Raw genomic sequence first — 22,860 nt, forward strand, 5'->3', positions numbered from 1 at the left:
GTAGTTGATCGGAGCGAAGGTGGCGATCGCCCGCGGAAAGCGTCCACCGTAGCGGAAATCAACGGTCTTATTATCAACATTAGTACGCTTTTGGTGTCCTCTTTATGTGTTTACTATTTTGTTACAAGAAATAATAGTTAATACATAGTATGAAATATAAAGAATTGTATAAGATACGATGCAAATGATTACAGGTATGATGAAGTTGATATCCATTAAATTTGAGATAGCAGTTAAAATCATACAACTATGAGTAATACCTACGATTAAAGGTAGTAGAAAGACAACCGAATATTGTTTAGCAATAACGCGCATTATTTCGCTTTTTTGAACACCAAGCTTCTTTAATGTTGTATACCTTACTTTATCGTCAGTTACTTCTGTCAGCATTTTAAAGTAAATCATACTACCCGAAGCTGCAAGGAACACTAATCCCAAAAATCCACTAATAAAGATCAGTAATCCGTAGACAGATTGTGCTTCTTGATAGCTATCTGAAAAACTGATGAATTGTGCTTCACTAGGAAGTACGTTCATGATTTTCTTTGTCAGTGCAGCAGATTTAACTTCGTTTGTTACTTTCAAAGTATGTACAGTAGTAGGCGGATTCTCATCTCTAAATTGACTGTATACTGAGTCATTAACAACGATAATGAACGGTTGAACAGGGTCATTTAACAACGATACCGATTTGTTATCAGCAATCTTTATTTTTAAATCATCTGTTGATGAATGCAAGGAAATTGATTTGTTTACATTTTCCTGTTGGTCTTGTGAACCAATGAAATTGTTGATAATTGTTAGAGCTTCCGTTTTCTTTAGAGGTGCAATTGTATCTAAGTCTAATTTCTCGGCAAGCTGATTATAAGTTTCATTTGAAATAACAGCAAATGATTCATCAAAGTAGAAATAACCTCCAGGAACTTTTGAGAGCTCTGAAACATCGCCTTTTACCATTGTATACTCCAAGTCATACTCAAAGACCAAGGAATGATTGTCTTCTTTGTTAATCAATTCACGGATTTTTGCATCTATATCAGAAGTTGTACTTTCATATTGATAACTATATGGAACAAAATTCTTCATTGTATCAAGTGTATTGTAATAAATACTATAAGCAAATCCAAAAGCAATCAGTGTGCCAGCATTCAGTATAGATATAATAGTGAACATAAAGGCATTGCTCTTTAATCGATTAGTTAACTGTGTAAAAGTTAATAGATTAGACCACTTAAAATAAAATGACTTATTCTTCTGTAATAGCACGAAGAAAAATGCACTTAAAGAATGAAATAACAAAAACGAACCAATAATCATGGAAATAATTAAGATGATAATAGTACGATTAAAGTGCAGACCCCAATTGCTTGATTCTGGAGATTGTAGTAGTAACCAGTAGCTACCTCCAACCATTGCAATGGCAAGCAGGGCTAATACCAAAGAAGGCTTATTTATTTTCTCGCCTTTTTTAGTTGCATGAAATAGTTCGATTAGTTTAAAACGATAAATAATAAAGTAACCTTGTAATGACGTAAGAAAAATTATTACACTGAATACAAGTAAAGTCTGTATGATTGCTCTTGAATTAAAAGTAAATGTAATAGCAATAGAAAAGCCCATTAATTTTACTAAGATCATACTGAAGAAAACAGAGAATAATTCCCCGATTGCCAGCCCAATGAAAAGAGCAAGTATACCCATTATAAAGTTCTCATAAAATAACATTCTACCAATTTGTTTTTTCTCGACGCCTAGTAATGAATATAAACCAATATCTTTCTTACGTCTTTTAACAAAGAAATTATTCGAATACCAGATGAAGATGGCTACAAATAGTAGCAAAAGAATAGAAGAAGCCCCAAAAGCTGATTGAAGTTTATCTGTATCTGTGAGAGCCAGGATAATTTGGTTATTGTATTGTAGTGATAAAAAAGTAAAATAAATCGTAATACTTAGTGTCATAGATGCGAGATAAAGAAAGTATTGATAGAAATTGTACTTAATATTCTTCTTTACAATATTAAACATGTTCATAGGTCCCACCCCCTATTGTAGAAAGCGTATTTAATAATAGGTTAAGGAATTCTTTTCTGTCTTTGTTTCCACGTACAATTTCTGTGAAAAGGCGTCCATCTTTCATAAATAATACTCGGTTACAATAACTAGCAGCAAAAGCATCATGTGTGACCATTAAGATAGTCGAACCGTAATTTTTGTTCAATACGCCGAATGTATTAAGAAGATCTGTTGATGATTTAGAGTCTAAAGCTCCAGTAGGCTCGTCTGCTAACACTATACTAGGATTTGTAATAATTGCTCTTGCAACAGCTGCCCGTTGTTTTTGTCCCCCAGAAACTTGGTAAGGGTAAGAGTTTAAGATACTTTCAATACCAAGTATGTTAGCAATTTCTAGTACTTTAACTTCCATCTTCTGAGCTGGCCAATTAGCTAGAGAGAGTGGGAGTAGAATGTTTTCTTGTATCGTTAAGGAATCAAGCAAATTATAGTCTTGAAAGATAAAACCCAAATGCTTTCTTCGGAATTTAGCTAAATCCTTCTCCTTCATTGAGTCTACTGATTCACCCCCAATGACAATACTACCTGACGTTGGTTTATCAATTGTTGAAAGGATATTCAGCAGTGTAGTTTTACCAGCTCCGGATGTTCCCATAATGCCAACGAATTCCCCTTTGTTAATCGTTAAATCTACATGGTGAAGAGCAGTATATATGTTGTTTTTTGCTCCGAAAACTTTATGTATTGAATTTCCTTTTAAAATGGCATCCATATTAAAACTCCTTTCAAGAGTTAGTTTGTACTTTAACAATACGTTGAAATCTAAGGTTTCTCCATCGATTTTCCAAACAAGTAGTTCCTGTAACTTACATTTTTGTCACAATAGAAGTGTTTTTATAGATTGACTTTGTGTGGGTACGTATTTATATAATAATTATAAAGCGGAGTTAAAAATAGGTGTATGTTGAAATTAATGGTGTTATTTGTGGGTTTAATACTTCTATAATTTTAAAAAATAAGTAATAAATAATAAATAATTCAACTTACATATAAAGGCGGGGAAAATATGAAGCTAATAGAAATAGATAAATCAAATTGGCTGAATGTTGTTTTTTTAACGACAAATAAAGAGAATATGCCAACATTATGCGAAGAATTCGTCGCATCAAATGCATTATCAATTGTGCAAGCTCAATTCGAAAAAACATGGATTACAAAGGCAATTGAAATGGATGGCCAATTAATAGGTTTTACAATGTATGGTTTCTCCGAAGAGCAGAACTTTTTTGAGTTATGCAGAATAATGATTGATCGAAAGTTTCAAGGAAATGGTTATGGTCCTAAAGCTATTTTACTTGTAGTAGAAGAGATGAAGAAACTAGAAGGATGCAACGAAATCTATTTATCTACTGAACCAAACAATGAGCGTGGAAAGAGTATCTATGAAAAATTAGGGTTTGAGAATACGGGCCGCATTGTTGAAAACGAGGAATTGTATTGTTTGAAGCTTTGATTAAATAGTTCTAAGTAGTTCATAGAGAGTCTGGGAGGAGTTCATGAATGAATCAATTTACACCAGTTTGGGAGAACGTTATGAACACTTTTCATCAAGTAGATGCTTCTGGTGCAGCCTTAATGGTTATGAAAGAAGGCCAAGTTGTTGCAGAGTCTTACACTGGTTTTCAAAGTAAAGCATCTGGAGCAAGAGCTATGCAAGAGGACACATTATTTCATCTAGCTTCAGTTCGAAAAACATTTATTGGTTTTGCTGCAGCTTACTTAATCCGAGAGGGGGTAATTCAATCACTTGAGCAAGAGGTTGCTCCAGTTTTTCCTGAAATGGATAGTGGAATATTAGAAGGAGTTAGCATTCGCCATTTAATCACTCATACTCATGGATTAAGACTAGTAAATGGAGAAATTGAAAAAGAGTTTCCGGCAGGGGGAAGTTGGGCTTATCGAAATATTGGTGTAGATTTATTGTCTGAAATCATCAAGAAAGAGTCAGGTAGAACGATTGCTAATATTATTGAAACTGAAGTGTTAGCTCCATTAGGTCTGACAGAAATCGGTTGGTATGGTGAACTAGATTCACGGCATGTTGAAGTGATAAGAAAAGAAAACGATCCACATTGGTATACAAGTAACAATGTAGATGGCAGCAAGATGAATATGTATGCTTCTGTTAGAGATTTAGCTAGATGGGGTGCACTACATTTATCTAAAGGAAAAGTGGATGGCAAACAATTGATACCTCTAGAGATATTTGAGTACTGTACAGCTGTTCAAAGCCCAAATACTTTACCTTTGGACTATCCAAGGAATGGTTTCTTTTGGTTTGTACAAGGAGCCTCATGTGATCGAACAGAAATAGGTGAAGAGGTATCTAAAGATGCTTATCAAATTCTCGGCTATACAAATGTTACTTTATTAGTTATTCCAAAGCATGAAATTGTTGCGGTACGTGCTTTTAATAACTTCGGTTCACCAGTTGGATATGATTACTTAAAGGACGTTCGTAGTTTTGGGAATTGTGTAATGGAATGTTTGCAATAGTGACATGTTGACTAAATAGCTACTATCAAGAAAAGTCGTAATTTCTTGATAGTAGCTATTTTAGTGTAGAAAATCTAGAACCTAGTATTAAGATTTTTCTGATTTGATCTATTCAGCGCTCCATTTGATGCACTCAGAGGATGATTTAACCTACTGGGGAGAGCATTTAACCTACTCGATGAAGCATTTAACCTATTCGAAGTCACAGTAACAAGTTTTGATCTATTCGACTCTTCATTTGATGCACTCAGAGGGAAATTTAACCTACTCGAGCAATGATTTAACCGATTCGAACCTATAAGAACTTAATCTGATCAATTCTTGTCAGAATTTGACTCACTCAGGACGTGATTGTATTCTTATTTAGTGATAAAATAACTATTTTTAAAATTAAAGTTCTAATAAGTAAGAGCTAGCCGTCGATTTCGTATATAATGGTAAGATAGAGAAGAATTGATATTCCACAGACCAATTGTCGAAGAAAGCTTGAATCATCTCAATTATAATTTTAAAGGAGTTTGACATAACTTGAGTAAAAAGTTTGAAACAGAATTACCAGAAGACTATGCAGAACTAAAAAAAGAAGCGAATTACACGTCTAGCTGGAGAGATCGTCTTTCAGCAGTAAATGAGTTAAGCACTTGTAAACACCCTAAAGTAATCGATCTTCTTAAAAACCGTATGGAAAATGATACAGTATACAAAGTACAAGAGGCTGCTTACAAAGCACTAATTGCATTTGGTGAAAATGTAGAGCCACCTAAAGTACAAAAATTTGATATTATCAAAGGTACTGATAAAATCTTAATCCGTGTGAAGAAAAGCTTACCAGCTAATCACACATTTGAAGACTTCGCTGGAAAACTTGAACGTATGCGCTTAGATGTATACGATGCATACGAAGGTCATAAAGGTAAAGAATTCAAAACATGGCTTGAACAAAAATGGACAAGCTTAAATAAATAATTTCTTTATTTATAACCAACTAGTTGCTTAGTACGCTGAAAAACTAACGCAACTAAAATTTCATACAATAAGGCGACATGGCGTTCAATTCTAGCCATGTCGCCTTTATTTTTATGTTTTCTGCAAATTACTCCATCAAGAGTTGTTTCTAAACAAACCTCTAAAGCCCTATAAATACTCCATCAGCCTATTTATAAATATGACTTTCTATAATCTGATGATCCCTTCACTAAAATAAACCTTTGTTAATATTAACATTCCTCAATAGTGTAAAAAATGCATTTCTTTATAATAAGAATTAGCAGATTGTATTTGAACAATGATAATAAAAAGAGGAGTGGCAAAATGAGAAAAAATGACTTGAATGTTGTTAAACCTCTTGCTTCATTTGAAACAAATTTAATAACAAGCATGATTGTTATTTCAGATAATGCTATGGAAGATACAAATACTCCAAGATACAAAAGTAATTTAATCTTAAAATTTACCGCAATATTTGAAACAGCTTTTAGAAAAAAATTTAATAAAGACGCTAAAGTACCAGATGGATTAAATCCAGGTGCTTATTATAAAGTTTCGGCTAAACTATTTGACTGGTACAGGTCAAGAAATAGTGAAAAATGTTACGAAGATGGCAAGCCACTAACTGGGATAAATAAAATCACAGGAAAATTCTACAAAAAAGGTAAGATCGCTTCTGGTTGGTACGGTTTAGGAGCAAATAAGAAATGGTATCAAGAAGGTTTGACGTTAACTGGAATAAGAAAAACCACTGGGGAATTATTTGTAGATGGTGTGTTAAATACCGATTTATACGTATTCGAAGATAAACTATATAATGGTGCGGAATTAAACACAGGCCTAACTTTATTTGAGTGCAGTCTATATGACGGTGAGAAATTGAATAAAGGAATTATACAATTTTTAGGTGATTGGTATAACGGATCGAAAATGGAAACTGGCACCATTAATACACCAGATGGTCAAATAATCACAGTAGAAAATGGTGTGCAAACTTTAACAGGTAATGGAATAAAAACACCTCTTAACAAAAAATTGATAAATCCTGTGATTGAGGTGAAGGGGAGTTCACAGGATGTAAACGGTTATAGAAAGGGAGTTATTAATACTATTACTTGGACGGATAGTATATCTGATAGCACCTTAACATACACAGTCAAACGTAATACAGTAAATAGTTTTACTAATGCAATAATAATTGCCTCTAACATTTCTGCGGGTATTCAAACATATGTTGATAACGTATTTCCTAGTAGAGCTATTCCTGTATATTACTACTTTATTGAAGCTACAAACGGTACTCAAACTGTCTCTTCGAATAGTATTGAGGTAAAAACTGTACCTGATATAAAGAATGCTACTAGTCAGAATTACCGCTCAGAGAACACAAATAGTTTCTTGTACAATGCTGTCACTGATTCATACGAATTAGTTTGAAATCCATCTGTGACAAGTCTATGTAATTTTGAAATTTTTTAGTTGAAGAGGTGAAGGTATATGTTTGAAGTTTTAGAAGTAAATCACACTAATGTTTATAGTTTTAAAAAGCTGCTACTACCTGCACATTTTGAACAACTAGAAAAATCCGGAAATGATATTTTGGGTATAGGGGCCATTTCTCATACTGAACCAGTTGGTCTATTATTGGTGAATTTAGATACTAGCTCAAAATTTGCGAGCATCTTTCACTTTGTAGTAAATGCCGAAAATAATGAAGTAGATATTATAGAATTGTTACTGGACAAAGTAGAAGAGCTTTTAGAAGTAGGGGGATTTTATACAACTGATTTGACGTTAACCATTAATCAATCAGTGGAAGAGGTTCAAAAAATACTTTTACAAAGAGCATGGAGCACAATGTCTGCAATTACCCATAAATATGTTGCCAAAACACAAAGAATACAAGACAAAGATTGGACATCTCTCTTTAATCGATTAGATAATCTAAAAATTGTACATTGGTCTGCCACGCAAGAAGATAATATCAATCAAATTATTTTAAATAATGATCCTTGGTTTCCACCAAAATTCTCTCCTCTAAATGGTTCGAATTTTATTGATTCAGAATATAGTTTTGCTTTATATGACAATGAAGACTTAGCTGGATGGATTATTTGTGAAAAAGTTGCTAATAATATGTTACTTTGTAAAAATATCTACGTAAGAAAATCAGCAACTACAAGACTTGGAGGAATGTTGCTTATAGCAAAATTGATTAGAAAAATAGAAGATTTGAATATGTTTGTCACATTCCTTGTAGAAAAAAACAATAGAGATATGGGAAACATAGTGAGTAGGAGATTTAAAAACAATATTATTAGGAAAGATACGCTTCTAAAGTTTGTTAGATGAAGCGTTAATAAAACGCGAAAAACGGGCAATTTATCATCAAAAAGCTAGCAACCTCAAGTGATTTGCTAGCCTTGTAATAATTTTATCGGCTTTCACTACTGTTTAAGTAGAATAGCCTTTGCTCTGGAATTAACGCCCAATTTACTGTAGATTGTTGTTAAGTATACTCGTACAGTGCCTTCAGTAAGAAAAAGGCGATCCGCAATTTCACGATTTGTCGCTCCATCTGCAAGTAATGAAAACACTTCTTGTTCCCGTGGTGTAAGGGAGTCCAATGCGCTATCTTCACTCTGGATATCATGCAACAACCTAGTTACATAGGTTAGGGGTACTGTATTCCAACTAGGGTCGTTTTTCGTTTTACGCATTTTTAGATAGGCTTTCAACAAAGGAATACTCGCTTTTTCATCTAAAAAAGTTCGGACATATTCATAAGGTGCTCCTTGTAATAATGCTTCGTGTAATGCCATCATTGCACTATCATCATTACCCAGTGCTTTCTCGCAAATAGCCTCAAGTACAGTGGCCTCTATAATTGTTGAAATTTGCATTTCCTGTAGAGCTTTCGTTTTGACTTGCATTATTGACGATAATGCATCCGATGCCTGTGATTTTGCCATTAGTAATCGAGCATTTACTAATAACCAAAATGGTTGTCTTGATCTCGACATTATTAGTTCTTGCTCAGCTTGTAATAGATTTCCTTCAAGTAAATAACAATGTGCGATTTTGGTTCGCAATGTTTTAATCCAATGTTTTTCCTTTACTGTTTCCATAGAATTTTTTAAAAAAGCATGTGCTGCTATAAAATTGTTATTTTTAATATATATTTGCGCTTTTAGTAAGTACATAGGTATGAACAAACCAGGATCTCGAAATTTATGACCATATTGAATTGCAATTTTCAACTCACTCGATGCTGCGTCTATAAAGCCTTTTTCATATAATGACTCGGCAGATGAACCATAACTATATGCAGTCATATTATCGTCTTTAAACTCAGTTTCTCGAAATAATTTGACAAGAGGGTAGGATTTTTCGAATGGCCAGAATTTCCCTTTGGAACCTATACTCGTACGTAGGATTTTATGTTCAAATGTATTGTATTGCATAGGGATGTTGTCCCATCTAGAGCCTACGCGACCTTTCTCCAATTGTCTTTGAACAATTTCTGTAGCTTGTTCAATGTCCCCGCCCATTCCAAATATGGCATAAGCTTTTACTGTCTCATAAATACTGGCTACGCCTAAATTTTCTTCAAGATCCATCCATTTTTCTGTAACCTGTTTCTGCTCTAATTCAGTCATTATCTCAACCGCTTCTTCAAATTTAAGAGTAGAAATAAGGGCAATAACATCCATAACAAGCATTTCATAAGGAATAGGATAATGATTCATACGTAATGTTTTTACCCAACCTATAAAAGTAGAAGTTTGACCTGATGTGAAAATATCAACAAGATAGGTAGTTATCCATGATACTGCAAGCTCATAGTCCTGCTTACTTATTGCCAATTCAATTGCAGAAATTGTATCACCCTTATCCTGTAATAGGGTGGCAGTCTCAGTAATTATAGATGCTACCAATTCTTCTGAATAGCGATTTTTTAGTTCAATTTGTAGAGCTTCGGCAAACAAATGATGATATCGATAAACAGGAGGAGTGGAATTTAAACGTACAATAAAAAGTCCCTTTTTTTCAAGCTCAGATAGAATCGACAAACTGTCTGAACGGTTTGTCAGTGCATTGCAAACAAGGGGATCTAATGATTTTAAGATAGAAGTTCGAATAAGAAAATCTTGTATAGATGGAGAAAGTGCAGCTAGAATATCCTGCAATAAGAAATCAGCTATATATGGATGGGCACCATTCAAGGCATCTATATTAAAATCATTTATCGTAGATGAATTCAGCGAAAGTTCAGTTAATTGAATCCCTGTGACCCAGCCTTCTGTCTTTTTCAAAACATGCTGCAACATTGAAACGTCTGTATACAAGCAATTTTTCTTCTCATAGAATTGTTGTATTTCTTCATATGTAAATCGTAGTTGTTCCATGCCTATTTCTCTCAACCAGGACTTAGCACGCCATTTAGCCATTGGAAGCGGTACATCTGCTCGGCTAGTTATATAAATTTGTACATTACTAGGCAAATATTCGATAAATTGAACCATCATTTTATGAATTGTAGCATTCTCAATTAAATGATAATCATCTAGCACAATAGATATGGTTTGCTTTACTAAGCTCATTTCATTTAAAAAAGAATCTATTAAAAACTCGAAAGCTGAAGGCTCCTGTGAAGCGAAAAGGGAGGCTAGTTCTAAATCTATGTTGTTTTTCGTTATTTCTGTTACTGAATGTATGACATATTTCCAAAAACGAATAGGATCATTATCTGCCACTTCAATAGATAACCACGCAACAGGCTTATCAAATTGGCTAAACCATTGACTTAGAATGGTTGTTTTTCCATACCCAGCAGGTGAACGAACAAATGTTATTTTTTTTGTACGGTCGTATCCAAGTAAATCAAATAGTCTTTCTCTTTCAATAGCTGAATTTAAGGCTTGTGGCATCGTTGTTTTAGACCTTAACAAAACCATTTGCATTTCCTCTACTCCTTATAAATGGATGTATTCTATATAATAGAATCAGTGGTGTTTTCCTAATTAATACATTTCTGATTTAGAATGACAAGCTATTTTAAGCTTATACTGTTTACTTCTAAAACGCTATAAATTTCCACATTATTTCCATGATAATAGTGGAAATGTAATATTAGAACTATATAAACTCAGTCAAGAAGAAATATAGGTGGGAATAAAGGACTGCCTTGTAAAAAGACTTGTTAGTTTAGTATATAAAAGGGTTTTGAACATTTTTGTTGAAATGTATTAAGAAATATACCTATTTGTTCTACTAACGAGAAGACTTTAGACACAGGAGGAAACTATGGATAATGAAACACTTAAAATAGTAGTATTATTGCTAATGTTTACTGGGATTATTTTAATGTCCGGCTATTTTATGAGAAAAATATTAAAAGTTGAGAGAAAGAAATGGTTTTCATACAATCATGTTAATGACTTACATAAGAAAATAGATTGGTCGATTCGAATTACATTTACTTTAATATTCATTACGATTTCTTATTATATGACTTATTCAGACGTACATAATATTGATTGGTATTTTGACATGTGGGTTTATTTCTTATTAATGTTTATTTTCTTATCTGAATCGGTAAGGTCTGTAATGGAATGGAAATATGCAACGAATCCAAACACATATATTGTAACGGTTGCTGAAATGGTACTAATCATTGTATTAGTTATGATTATTTTAAAAACACATTTCTTTAATTTACTTAATTAAGCAAAAGAGTCGTTTTCATTAACAACATTAAAGCTGAGAGTTTAAATATGGAAGTTGTTTTGATTTAAGTATGTTATTGATTGATAGAATTAAGATTGAACTGGGAGTGTAGGGGTTTGAATAATTCTTGGAACAAATTTATTTATAAAATCGGATCGCCAATTTATGATAAGTTTTTTAATTCAGGTAGCTTTTTAAATGCTCGAAAACAAATATTTCAATCGATACCATTCGATAGCAAACAAAAAATCTTGTTTGTTGGTGTAGGGACAGGTGCTGATTTAGAGCTAATCAATTACTCTGACTTAGACATAACTGCAATTGATTATTCACCGGATATGCTTGGAAAGGCAAAAACAAAATTCAAAGGTTCTAGGATGAAATTTTTAGAAATGGATGCTCAAAATATGATTTTTGAGGACGAAACTTTCGACTATGTAGTAGCAAGTTTAATACTTTCAGTTGTACCAGATGCTAATAAATGTTTTCAAGAAATCTCGAGAGTTTTAAAGCACAAAGGAAAAGTAATTATTTTTGATAAATTTGCTCCTAAAAATAAAAAGCTCTCATTACCAAAATTACTATTAAGACCAATTATTAGCGCATTAGGAACTGATATTGGGAGAAGCTTTGAAGAATTAATTCAAAAAAATAATAAACATTTAAAAATAGAAGAAGATACACCAATTATGATGAATGGAATGTATAGGAAGATAATAATTGCTAAAATTTATTAATGTTCTTCAACTAGCGGAAGGCTTTAGTTAAAAAAGGTAGAGAACTTTATCAATACAAAGTTCTCTCTTTTTATTCGCAAAACAAGCTAGTACAAAATAAAAAGCCCATAAACGTTAGTAGCTAAACATTTATGAGCGATGATTCTGCGAACTCTCTCTTGTCGAGATAAATCCTATTGAAAAGCACTTTCCACCTAAACCTCAATAATAACCGGCAAAATCATCGGCTTTCTTTTTGTCTCGGCATTTATATACTGGCCAACTGATTTTTTAATCTTTTTCTTCATTTTATTAATACTACCATCTAAAGATTCATTAACTGTTGTTTTAACAATGTCATTTACATTACTTATAAGCTCTTCGGAATCTTTTGCGTAAACAAATCCGCGGGAAATGGTGTTAGGTTCAGAAACGAGTTTGCCTTCTGTTTTAATAATAGTTACAACAATGACGAGCATGCCATCTTCAGATAGCTGTTTTCGATCTCGCAAAACGATGTCCTCAACTTCGCCAATGCCGATGCCATCTACGTAAGTATCTCCAGCAGGGACTTTTCTAGTTTGACGAGCTAGTGAGTTTTCAATATCGACAACATCTCCGTTTTTAATGATGAAGGTATTGTCTTTATCTATTCCAACGGATTCAGCTAAAAGGCGATGTAGGTATAACATTCTATATTCACCGTGAATGGGAATAAAATATTTAGGTTTCATTAATGTTAACATAAGTTTTAGGTCCTCTTGATAACCGTGTCCCGATACGTGCATTCCCGTTTTACTAGCGGATCCATAAATAACTTTGGCTCCCATTTGAAAGAAGCTATCGACTATCCGCGATACATCTTTTTCATTTCCCGGAATAGGAGAGGCTGCAAAAATAACCGTATCATCAGGTAATACTTTTACTTCTCGGTGATTCGAAGTGGATAAACGAGAAAGGACCGCAAGTGGCTCTCCTTGACTCCCTGTACATAAAATCACTACATCTTCAGGTGGTAAATACTTTACGTCTCGTGCCTCAATTAGCAAGCCATCTGGTAAATCTAAATATCCGCGTTCTACAGCAACGGATACGACATTCACCATACTACGACCAAGCAGTGCAAGCTTTCGATTGGTTTTTAAGGTTGCATGGACTATTTGCTGAATACGATTTACATTTGAAGCAAAGGTTGAAATAATAATCTTACGTTTAGCTTTCATAAAGGCTGCTTCAATATGCTCACCTACCAATTGTTCAGAAGGTGTAGAGCCAGGGCGTTCTGCATTTGTACTCTCGGAAATGAGGAGTAGTACCCCCTGTGTACCAATTTCACTCATTTTATGAATATCTGAATATTGATCATTCATTGGTGTTAAATCGAATTTAAAGTCCCCGGTATGAACAACCTTACCTTCAGGTGTGTCAAAGACAATGCCTAAACAATCGGGAATACTATGGCTTGTTCTAAAAAAGCTTACTGCAATATCACCAAATTCCAACTTTGAATCTGAGTTGATTTGTACTAATTCTGTAGTCCTAAATAGTTTATGTTCCTTTAATTTTAATTCAATTAGTCCTAGTGTAAATCGAGTAGCATAAATAGGAACATTTAGTTTTTGCAAGAAGAATGGAATTCCCCCAATGTGATCCTCATGCCCATGTGTTACTACTAAAGCCCTGATTTTTTCCTTATTTTCTTGTAAATAATCGATATCAGGGACGATAAGATCAATTCCTAATAAGCTTTCATCAGGAAATTTTGCTCCACAATCGACGATTACAATATCATCTGCGTATTGTATAACATACATATTTTTACCTATTTCATTGATACCACCTAAGGCGAAAATAGATAATGTTTTATTACTTAGAGTCAATATAATGTCCTCCTAGTCGATTATTCTTTTTCTCATTGCGATGCAATATAGGCTGTTTTGACTTCATACTTCAGTATTGCTTTTGAGTCATTGTTCTATACGAAAGTACTTAATACAGAAGTATTATAAGATTTAAAAATGATTTTACCTGTGAACTAGCAGGACATAAAACAAGGTATTTGTGAATATTTGTAGAATGGAAATCTATCATAATAGAAAAACAATGAGGGATAGGACAGTTTAAATATAGGGGGTCATGCTATGAAACGATTAGTACCATTAATAGTTGTTTTTGCTCTTTTAGTAGGAATAGGTGTTTTTTATTATGCGAATGTAGATAAGAAATATTATGAATTACGGGAATTCTATGATCTCCCTGTTCCTAATAATGCTACATTAGAAAGTGAAAATGAGAAAGCTAAAAATTATATATGGGAACCATCAACAGGTACGGAGGTTCCGCTTAGTTACTGCTTAATCATAAAAAAGAATGGGTGGAGAGAAGCGGGAATCGATGGGCATAGTATTATTTACAAAAAAGGTGACGATTATATACATCTCGTTCTTGCACCAAATTTTATTAGTATCTTAAAAGTGTCGAAATAAACTTATGAAATCTTTTCAATGCACAATCGTTTCGAAGTTTTCTCGAATAGGTTTATAAGGAGAATAAAGAATATTGACTCTAATAGACCAAATATGCTAAACTCATCCAAATACATTGAAGAGAAGAGTAAATAAGGTTGTTCTTTATCAGAGAGCTCGGATAGGTGAAAGCGAGCAAGAACTAATTATTGAAACAAGTCTCGGAGTAGCACATAGGATTTCTTTTGAATGATGATGTGACGGGAGCTCCCGTTATAGAGATACGGTATAAACAATAGTTTGATTATTGTCGTACTGAAAAAGGCTATTATGGTGACATAATGGCAAACTGGGGTGGCACCACGATTAAGAATTCTCAATCTCGTCCCCAAGACAGCTGTCTTGGGGGTGGGATTTTTTTTATGCAATTTTATAAAAAAGGAGAATGAATCGTATGGGGAATCGGAAAAATGGTGCACTTCTGTTAAGCAGTATTGCAATTTCAAATTTGGGTGAATGGGTATATTTCATTGCTTTAAATCTAATTGTTATAGAGTTAACGCATTCACCATTTGCTGTGAGTATATTGTATGTTTTGTCACCAATTGCCAATATAATAATGAGTTTTTGGGCTGGTAGTTGGATTGATCGACTAAATCAAAAGAGACTGATGATCTTCTTGGACATTTTCCGAGGGGGATGTGTACTTCTTTTAGCATTTAGCTCATCATTATTAGTCATTTATGTGGTTTCATTCTTTATATACATGGCGAATGCGGTATTCACACCAACATCTTTGGTTTATATGACTAAGATGGTACCAGAAACGAACCGTCAACGCTTTAACGCGCTGAAAAATTTCGTGCAATCTTGTGGATTTTTATTGGGGCCATCTATAGCCGGAATTCTATTTATGATTGGCACGCCTGAAATGGCAATTAAAATAAATGCTTTCGCTTTATTTAGTTCGGCAACATTACTATTCTTTTTGCCAAGAATGGAGAGACAACGAGAAGTGATTGAAAAAGTATCTTTTCATGTTATAAAAAAGGATTGGGCCAGAATTTATCATTTCACCAAATCTGCAAAATTTCTAACAGTCATCTATTTGTTATTTAGCGGTGTTACATTGTTAATGTCAGCAATTGATTCATTGGAAGCGGCTTTTGCCAAGAATGTTCTAGGCTTAAGTAATAGTGAATATGGGTTTCTTGTCAGTATTGCTGGGCTGGGCATTGTACTTGGAGCCATTTTGAATACGATATTCAGTAAAAATCTACGACTAGGGCATTTGATGAGTGGTGGTGCTCTCTTTACAGCAGTCGGCTATATCATTTATGCAACTTCCCATCAATTTACTGCTGCAGCTATCGGTTTCTTTCTATTAACTTTTGCATTTTCATTTGCAAACACAGGATTTCTAACATTCATCCAAGAAGAAATTCCCAATGAAATAATGGGCAGATTCATCAGCATATTTAGTGTTTTTGAGTCAATTGGTATTATCTTGTTAACGATTATTTTTGGGATTGGAGCACAATTAATATCGCTTCAATTCACAGTAATTATTGGTTCTATCCTTCTACTGGGGATTAGTCTTGGGATATTGTATAACGTTTTGAAAACACCGAATAGTCAAAAGGAAATTTAAAGGAAAGATAATATTTTTATCGAATTTAGGAGTAACGGAATAATAAAATAGTTAAAAACAATTTAACGATTATTAAGTACTGTACAATTTTGCTGAAGAATTAATAAACATACGGTTAGTAAACTTTAGCAAGATTTATCAAAAAAATATTTTCTATATTCGGTATGATGATTTTGAGGTGAGCAAGATGTATTACAGCGAAGTAACGCAAAAAACAATTTCTTATATTGAAAGTAATCTGACGGAAGAGATTCAACTTGATACTTTCCCATCAGTTATCGGATATTCGAAATATCATTTACTCCGGATTTTCAAACAAGAAACAGGGAAATCAATTGGTGAATATATCCGTTTACGTAGGACTGCTATGGCTGCAAAAATACTATTGCACTCAGATGAATCAATTTTATCGATTGCTTTCCTATTACAATTTCAATCTCAAGAGGCGTTTACAAGAGCATTTAAAGATGTTTACTCTTTGCCACCAGGGAAATATCGAAAGCTTATGCAAGCTATACGAATGATGGAGGAGAAAAAAATGAATACAAGCGAAAAAATTAAAGGGTGGAGTTTAAGTGGAACAAATCCAGAATTATATGATTTTGTAGTAGACGGAGATGTATTTCACACAGGAACAAAATCAGGTTTACTTTTTGCAAAAGGGGAAGCAAACGCACAGCAGTTTGCCACAATCATGCAAGGTTTCCAAGCAAATGATTATAAAGGGAAACGTCTAAAGCTTTCATGTTATATAAAAACAGAAAACGTGTTAAAATGCGGTGCGTGGCTTCGGATTGATAACACTTCTGGCGATACTATTCAATTTGATAATATGGATAACCGCTCCATTCAAGGCACAACAGATTGGAATCATTATTCAATTATTCTAGATGTTCCAGAAGAAAGTACTTCTATTCACTTTGGTGTGTTACTTATTGGGAAGGGGAAAGTATGGGCTGATGGATTTCGTTTTGAAGAAGTAAATGAAAAAGTAGCTACGACAAATATGCTTACACAGGAGCATTTGCCAAAACAACCGAGTAATTTGGATTTTAGTGAGTAGTATATATCCACATTTTCCACTGTAAAATGTGGTATGATATGACATATACTTGAAATAGTAATGTAAGTATTACAATGTAAGGAGGGCTGTATTTTATGAGAAGAGGTACTATTAATTTTGCATAGTAAAGGCTATTGCAAAATATTATAAACAAAATAATAGCCTTTGCTATTCCTAAAAGAACTATTAAAATTTAGGAGTGCAAAAATGAGCTATAAAAGAGCAAATAATCTTCTGCCAGCAGAGTTAGTAGAGTTAATACAGAAATATGTCGATGGTGAATATATTTATATCCCAAAAAGAGAAGAAAATAAAAAGTCTTGGGGATCAGGTACTGCTACAAGGAGAGAATTGGATTTAAGGAATTCTAATATTTACAACGATTTCTTATCGGGAATAGATACAACTACTTTAGCGGGAAAATATTATTTATCATCAAAAAGTATCCAAAGAATCATACTAAAAGAAAAGAAAGCAAATAATAAGTCAATGTGGTTATAAACTACATTGGCTTATTTTCTTTTATGAAAAAAGGATGAGGTATTTTCCAGTTATGTAGTTAAGTTATACTTTATTTAGATAGAGATCAGGAGGAAATGTTAATGAAAAACGTAATAATTAACGGCAAAAACTATAAATTGATTTCCCGTTACCAGGATGATAATGATCTACGAAACAGTTTTAATTTGCTAACACAACAAACTTATAATTTCGATTTTGAAAAGTGGTATAAAAGTGGTTATTGGAAAGAGAATTGTATTTTGTATTCACTGTTAGACAACGATAAAATGGTTTCTCATATTACAGTCAGTGTCATTGATTTTATCGTCTTAGGAAAGAAAAAACGATTTGTTCAGTTTGGTACAGTAATGACAGATGTACAATACCGCAACCGAGGACTAAGCCGAGTACTAATGGAAACGGTTTTAGAGGAGTGGAAAGATAAATGTGATATGTTCTATCTTTTCGCTAATGATAGTGTTCTTGATTTTTACCCTAAGTTTGGATTTGAACCTGTTGATGAATATCAAGCTTCTACAAAAATCTCGAAAATCGAAAGTCCTTATTCTGTCCGAAAAATGGACATCGATAATGTGAGTGATCTTAATCTGCTTTATGAAACAGCAAAGAATGCTGAAGCACAATTTGCACTTTCAATGCAGGATAACGCTGGGTTAGTCATGTTCTATTGTAACTACTTTGAACTGTTCAGTTTTAAGGAAAATCTTTTCTATATACAAGACTTAAACGCAATTGCTGTAGCAGAGTACGAAGAAGACACACTGATTTTATATGATATTTTGGCAACAGAAAAAATAGAAATTGAAGATGTTCTAAATGCCTTGGCAACAGAACAGACAAAGAGTGCAATACTGAAATTTATGCCAATCAACAGCGAAAATTATGAAGTAAATCTTTTTAAAGAAGAGGATTCAACACTTATGGTAAAGGGGGATAAAGAAGAACTATTTAAATATAACAAGCTGATGTTCCCAATGTTATCTCATACATGAAAAAATGATTTGATCTACTCAGTCTTTGATTTAACTCATTCAGAGGGTGATTTAACCTACTCGAAGAAGCATTTAACCTACTGGAGCAATGATTTGATCTACTCAGCCCTTGATTTAACTCATTCAGAGGATGATTTAACCTATTCAAAGAAGAATTTAACCTATTCGAACAGATAGAACAAAGTTTTAACCAATTAAGTATTTTCTGGGGGAAGAAATATGGATTTTGCAAAAATGTTGAAAGAGTTTCCAGTAATAGAAACTCAAAAAATTCGTTTAAGAAAATTAAGATTGGAAGATGCTCCTGCGTTATTAGAATATTATTCCAATGAAAATGTACATCGAAATCTCGATTGGAATGGACCAGAAACATTAGAAAGAAGTTATGAAGTTATCAAACTATGGAACAATGGCTATGATGCAGGCTGGATTATTCGTTTTGCAATTGCAGACAAAGTCACAGATGAAATTATAGGAACAATATTTTTAAGTGAATTTGAAGGGAAAAGGGCTGAAATTGGCTATGAACTATCAGAGCAATATTGGCGTAGTGGAATAATGTCCGAAGCAGTACAGGAGGTTTTATCAATAGGATTTAACCAGTTAGGCTTAGTGAGAATCCAGGCGTTTGTTAGTGATGAAAATATAGCTTCAAAGCTGTTATTAAAAAAATTCACCTTCAAAGAAGAAGGTTATTTAAGGAAGTTTGAATGTCATAGTGTTACTGGAGAATGTAAAGACATGTGGTTATATAGTTTGTTAAATACAGAGTTTCAAAACTGAGAGATGATTTTTAATAAAGTATAAATCTCATTAGGTTCGGACTGAAATTGTGCCGAAAAGACTTCAAAAATGAATTAGGAGTAGTGATATTAATGTTAGAAAAAATTACTGATAGAATTTACTATATGAAAAATAGTGATGAAACGGATAGACCAGTGTTAGGCCTTGTGATAGGTGACGATTTTTGTTTAATCGTTGATGCAGGAAATTCACCGAAACATGCAAATGAATTTAAAATAGAAATAGATAAAATGGGCTTGCCACCGCTAAAATTTTTAGTTTTAACACATCATCACTGGGATCATACTTTTGGTTTAAACGAATGGGATTCGATTTCCATTGCAAATAACAAAACAAGCAATTATTTGAATATGTATCGAGGTATTAAATATGATGATGAATCATTAGAATTAGCAAAAGGTAAGGGTGTTATTAATGACTTTTCAATAAAATGTATTAAGGCAGAGATTACGGATAGAGAGAATTTTTCACTTAAAAATGTGAATCTATCTTTTGATGGTGAAATGAAAATTGACCTAGGTGGGGTTACATGTGAGATACGCCAGATTGTAAGTCCGCATACGGACGATTCAACAATTATATATATTCCTGAAGAGAAGACATTATTTTTAGGTGATTGTATTTATGGAAGAACAATACAGGGGAGTAGCCATTTCGATGCTAATCTACTATTTCCGATGATACAAATAATTGAAAAGTATGACGCTGAATACTACATTTGTTCACATGAGTCAGTTTGCAGCAGAGAAGAAATAGTTTCCTATTGGGAGCAATTAAATATTAGTTATTCTATTGCTAATAAATGCTCAAGTTTAGAAGAGGGGGTAGTAACATACAAAAAGCAGTTTGAAACAGAACCTTCAAATGATCTTGTCTTTTTCATGAAAAGTTTCGGTCTTAGGTAAATGCAAATGTATAACCGATAAAACATAAAATTAACTCATTGATAAACTGCAATTACTAGAATAGAATATTGCTGATTTTAAAATATAGAGAGGAAGTGTAATCTCATTGATTTTACAAAATGAACTTGATCTTATAGAAGCTATAAAAAAGGATACATGGATGATGGAGATTTTACAGACGGTCGAACAGTTGAATTTGCCAGATTGTTGGGTTTGTGCGGGTTTTGTTCGGAGTAAAGCCTGGGATCTGCTACATGATTATAAAGAAAGAACTCCGTTAGCAGATATTGACATCATTTACTTCAATGCTGAAGAGGTAGATGAACAAATAGAAAAGAGACTCGAGCAGCAATTGTTAAGTATGAAAACTGAGGTGCCTTGGTCGGTAAAAAATCAAGCAAGAATGCATGTGATAAATGGAGTTGCACCTTATATTTCTTCTAAAGATGGAATGGCCCACTTTACAGAAATTCCAACTGCTATTGGTGTTCGCTTAAATAATTCTAAAGTTGAGTTGTGTGCTCCATACGGAGTAGAGGATTTGTTATCTTGTGTAGTAAAACCAACTCCAGAATTCAAGCAAGGCATGCCTATGCATAATATTTATGTAAGGAGAATTGAGACTAAGAACTGGGATAAGATTTGGCCGAAATTGAAGTTGAAATACTGAATTGAACTATAATATGAGTAACTAATATTTTATTAACGATTCCCATATCTTACTGGTTCGAGCATTAGTAAAGAGTTTTCCCACTATATATATAAATAAAAGTCAGATCAATAAAGCACGGTATAGGAGGTTCTAAAATGAATAAAGAAGCACAAGCTTATTGGAACGAGTATTGGGGAGAAGAAAATAAGCCAACATCAGTAAGTACATGGATGTTCGGTGATACGACAGATAGGCTTGCGGAACAAGTAGTTAGCGGAGATAAAACAGCAACATGTTCAGGCCATGCTTTCTATGAGTTGAAAAATATGCCATTACCTATGATTAATGATTACGGGGTTATTTTGAATAGCGAAGAGAAACCTGTTGCAATTGTCAAAACTGTTGAAGTTTCATTAGTACCTATGAATGAGGTAACGGAAGAATTTGCAATTGCTGAAGGTGATGGTACATATGAGAAGTGGAGAGATATACATGTAAATTTCTTTAGTTCAGAATTACAAAAATACAATTTAACATTTACAGAGGATATGCTTCTTGTGTGTGAGAGATTTAAACTTATTGATATTAAACAAGTTTAAATGTGACTTTTAAAAAAAGACCCTAAAAGAGGGTGGGAATTATCTGGAGGGCAAGTTGAAGAGAATGAAATGATTAGCGAGACTGTCATAAGAGAAGTTAAAGAAGAGACTGGTATAGATATTAAACTGACAAAATTTTGTGGAATATCTCAAGAGATGAAAAGTGGAATATGTAATTTTTGGTGGTTTGGAATTGCTATGAACGCTGAAACTCAGACTAGTTCAGAAAGTTTACCCTTTGAATTTTATGATGTTAAAGATGCTCTTTTACTGATGAAAAACGAGGAAGAGCAGTTCTTTCTATCTTTCTAAAGTGAAAATGGTTACTTTCAAAAAGGAGCACTTTTACATTATCAAGTGAATAATTGATAATTACCAAATGGTGTTAATGAATTTAAAGCGAACATTTTTTAACTAATCCACATACAATGTAAAATGTGTTTTTTTAGGTGATTGATGTGATTTGAATTTAATACCTTTTTGTATACACACATTTGTGAAAATTATTGAAGTAAAGCAAATCAATACTCAAAATTCAGAAGAAATGCTTTCAGTATATGGTAAGATTATTCTAACTAATGTAAAAGAATGGCTAAGGAAAAATATTATAAGCCCCATTGCCTTAGACATTGTATTGAGACATTTGAACGTATGTCTGAAAGGAATTGATCATGATGTTATCACAAAAGCTATTCGTAGCAACTTTAACTGCCATGTTCACTTTTTTTATTCTTCCGTTTTTTTTTATTGAAGAAAATGCTAATAACTATTTCATCATTGGATTTGTTGTCAGTTCAGTAACAATTCCATTCATTTTCACATTTGGATTACTTACCTCAATGCTTATTGAAAATCTTTGTCACAAATATCATCTAAAGAAAATTATAAGTTTCCTGCTTCACATTGTAAGTGGAGTAATATGTTTAATGATTTTTGCAGTCTATATTTTCATCACAGGTGGTTCACCCGAAGGGTATATTCAAATGGGATTAATTATTGCATTGATATGTGGAACAGCCTTCTTTTGTATTGATATTGTCATGAAGAAAATATCAAAAGGAGCGGACTCGCTATAAAATAAGATTACTAATACATATAAAATAGTAAAAAAAGAAACTATGAAACTATTTGTTCACAAATTCGTACTATACTATTAATAGACAAAATTAACAAAATTTACTATACTAGTTAAGGTTCGTGTC

At 33.1% G+C, this 22,860-nt stretch carries 22 protein-coding genes and 1 other annotated feature; of the genes, 18 read left to right on the forward strand and 4 right to left on the reverse strand.

From position 1 onward, the window contains the following. Positions 1-102: 102 nt before the first annotated feature. The gene (locus MHH85_RS06370; protein ID WP_340706332.1) at positions 103-2,034 is read right to left on the reverse strand and encodes an ABC transporter permease; all 1,932 of its coding nucleotides are present in this window, start codon (positions 2,032-2,034) and stop codon (positions 103-105) included. Next, entirely contained in the window at positions 2,021-2,788 is a 768-nt protein-coding gene (locus tag MHH85_RS06375) for an ABC transporter ATP-binding protein (protein ID WP_340706333.1), read from the reverse strand. Before MHH85_RS06375 ends, MHH85_RS06370 begins: the two co-directional genes overlap by 14 nt. A gap of 294 nt (positions 2,789-3,082) precedes the next feature. Here MHH85_RS06375 and MHH85_RS06380 point away from each other — a divergent pair, with 294 nt between their 5' ends. The 5 genes from MHH85_RS06380 (at position 3,083) to MHH85_RS06400 (ending at position 7,911) form a co-directional block, all read left to right on the forward strand. Further along, positions 3,083-3,529 (forward strand): GNAT family N-acetyltransferase, encoded by a 447-nt coding sequence (locus tag MHH85_RS06380; protein WP_340706334.1) that lies wholly within the window; start codon positions 3,083-3,085, stop codon positions 3,527-3,529. 47 nt (positions 3,530-3,576) lie between these two features. Beyond that, entirely contained in the window at positions 3,577-4,572 is a 996-nt protein-coding gene (locus MHH85_RS06385; RefSeq protein WP_340706335.1) for a serine hydrolase domain-containing protein, read from the forward strand. Between the two features lie 528 nt (positions 4,573-5,100). Further along, on the forward strand, positions 5,101-5,538 hold the full coding sequence (locus MHH85_RS06390; RefSeq protein ID WP_193740129.1) for a HEAT repeat domain-containing protein: 438 nt from the start codon (positions 5,101-5,103) through the stop codon (positions 5,536-5,538). 345 nt (positions 5,539-5,883) lie between these two features. After that, the gene (locus MHH85_RS06395; protein ID WP_340706336.1) at positions 5,884-6,996 is read left to right on the forward strand and encodes a hypothetical protein; all 1,113 of its coding nucleotides are present in this window, start codon (positions 5,884-5,886) and stop codon (positions 6,994-6,996) included. A gap of 60 nt (positions 6,997-7,056) precedes the next feature. Beyond that, positions 7,057-7,911: a hypothetical protein gene (locus MHH85_RS06400; protein WP_340706337.1), complete on the forward strand. Its 855-nt coding sequence runs from the start codon at positions 7,057-7,059 to the stop codon at positions 7,909-7,911. A gap of 95 nt (positions 7,912-8,006) precedes the next feature. Here MHH85_RS06400 and MHH85_RS06405 read toward each other — a convergent pair whose 3' ends face one another. Beyond that, entirely contained in the window at positions 8,007-10,523 is a 2,517-nt protein-coding gene (locus tag MHH85_RS06405; protein WP_340706338.1) for a LuxR C-terminal-related transcriptional regulator, read from the reverse strand. 343 nt (positions 10,524-10,866) lie between these two features. Between MHH85_RS06405 and MHH85_RS06410 the strand changes: the two genes are divergently transcribed. Together MHH85_RS06410 and MHH85_RS06415 are read left to right on the forward strand one after the other, a co-directional pair. Beyond that, complete coding sequence (locus MHH85_RS06410; protein ID WP_340706339.1) at positions 10,867-11,289, forward strand: DUF4181 domain-containing protein; 423 nt, start codon at positions 10,867-10,869, stop codon at positions 11,287-11,289. A 116-nt stretch (positions 11,290-11,405) separates the two neighbouring features. Continuing rightward, the gene (locus MHH85_RS06415; RefSeq protein ID WP_340706340.1) at positions 11,406-12,026 is read left to right on the forward strand and encodes a class I SAM-dependent methyltransferase; all 621 of its coding nucleotides are present in this window, start codon (positions 11,406-11,408) and stop codon (positions 12,024-12,026) included. 194 nt (positions 12,027-12,220) lie between these two features. Here the strand turns inward: MHH85_RS06415 and MHH85_RS06420 are convergent, their stop codons facing one another. Next, a complete protein-coding gene (locus MHH85_RS06420) occupies positions 12,221-13,885 on the reverse strand; it encodes a ribonuclease J (RefSeq protein ID WP_193740123.1) in 1,665 nt (554 codons plus the stop codon). A 261-nt stretch (positions 13,886-14,146) separates the two neighbouring features. Between MHH85_RS06420 and MHH85_RS06425 the strand changes: the two genes are divergently transcribed. From MHH85_RS06425 to MHH85_RS06475, 11 genes are all read left to right on the forward strand, one after another. Further along, positions 14,147-14,491, forward strand: coding sequence for a hypothetical protein (locus MHH85_RS06425; RefSeq protein WP_340706341.1), 345 nt, complete (start codon positions 14,147-14,149; stop codon positions 14,489-14,491). Between the two features lie 106 nt (positions 14,492-14,597). Next, positions 14,598-14,863: a binding site (T-box leader), on the forward strand. 61 nt (positions 14,864-14,924) lie between these two features. Then, positions 14,925-16,121, forward strand: coding sequence for an MFS transporter (locus MHH85_RS06430; RefSeq protein WP_340706342.1), 1,197 nt, complete (start codon positions 14,925-14,927; stop codon positions 16,119-16,121). Positions 16,122-16,308: 187 nt separating this feature from the next. Then, positions 16,309-17,184 (forward strand): helix-turn-helix domain-containing protein, encoded by an 876-nt coding sequence (locus tag MHH85_RS06435; RefSeq protein ID WP_340706343.1) that lies wholly within the window; start codon positions 16,309-16,311, stop codon positions 17,182-17,184. Between the two features lie 207 nt (positions 17,185-17,391). Continuing rightward, a complete protein-coding gene (locus MHH85_RS06440) occupies positions 17,392-17,685 on the forward strand; it encodes a CD3324 family protein (protein ID WP_193740120.1) in 294 nt (97 codons plus the stop codon). A 101-nt stretch (positions 17,686-17,786) separates the two neighbouring features. After that, positions 17,787-18,698, forward strand: a complete 912-nt coding sequence (locus tag MHH85_RS06445) for a GNAT family N-acetyltransferase (RefSeq protein ID WP_340706344.1) — start codon at positions 17,787-17,789, stop codon at positions 18,696-18,698. A gap of 219 nt (positions 18,699-18,917) precedes the next feature. Beyond that, the gene (locus MHH85_RS06450; RefSeq protein WP_340706345.1) at positions 18,918-19,481 is read left to right on the forward strand and encodes a GNAT family N-acetyltransferase; all 564 of its coding nucleotides are present in this window, start codon (positions 18,918-18,920) and stop codon (positions 19,479-19,481) included. Positions 19,482-19,573: 92 nt separating this feature from the next. Further along, positions 19,574-20,407, forward strand: a complete 834-nt coding sequence (locus MHH85_RS06455; RefSeq protein ID WP_340706346.1) for an MBL fold metallo-hydrolase — start codon at positions 19,574-19,576, stop codon at positions 20,405-20,407. A 160-nt stretch (positions 20,408-20,567) separates the two neighbouring features. Next, a complete protein-coding gene (locus MHH85_RS06460; protein ID WP_340706347.1) occupies positions 20,568-21,077 on the forward strand; it encodes a nucleotidyltransferase family protein in 510 nt (169 codons plus the stop codon). A 137-nt stretch (positions 21,078-21,214) separates the two neighbouring features. Next, positions 21,215-21,658, forward strand: a complete 444-nt coding sequence (locus MHH85_RS06465; RefSeq protein WP_340706348.1) for an ASCH domain-containing protein — start codon at positions 21,215-21,217, stop codon at positions 21,656-21,658. 69 nt (positions 21,659-21,727) lie between these two features. After that, positions 21,728-21,970, forward strand: coding sequence for an NUDIX hydrolase (locus MHH85_RS06470; protein WP_445684106.1), 243 nt, complete (start codon positions 21,728-21,730; stop codon positions 21,968-21,970). A 359-nt stretch (positions 21,971-22,329) separates the two neighbouring features. Further along, positions 22,330-22,734, forward strand: coding sequence for a hypothetical protein (locus tag MHH85_RS06475; protein WP_340706349.1), 405 nt, complete (start codon positions 22,330-22,332; stop codon positions 22,732-22,734). Positions 22,735-22,860: the final 126 nt, after the last annotated feature.

Source organism: Viridibacillus sp. FSL E2-0187 (assembly GCF_038006425.1).
Lineage (GTDB): Bacteria > Bacillota > Bacilli > Bacillales_A > Planococcaceae > Viridibacillus > Viridibacillus arvi.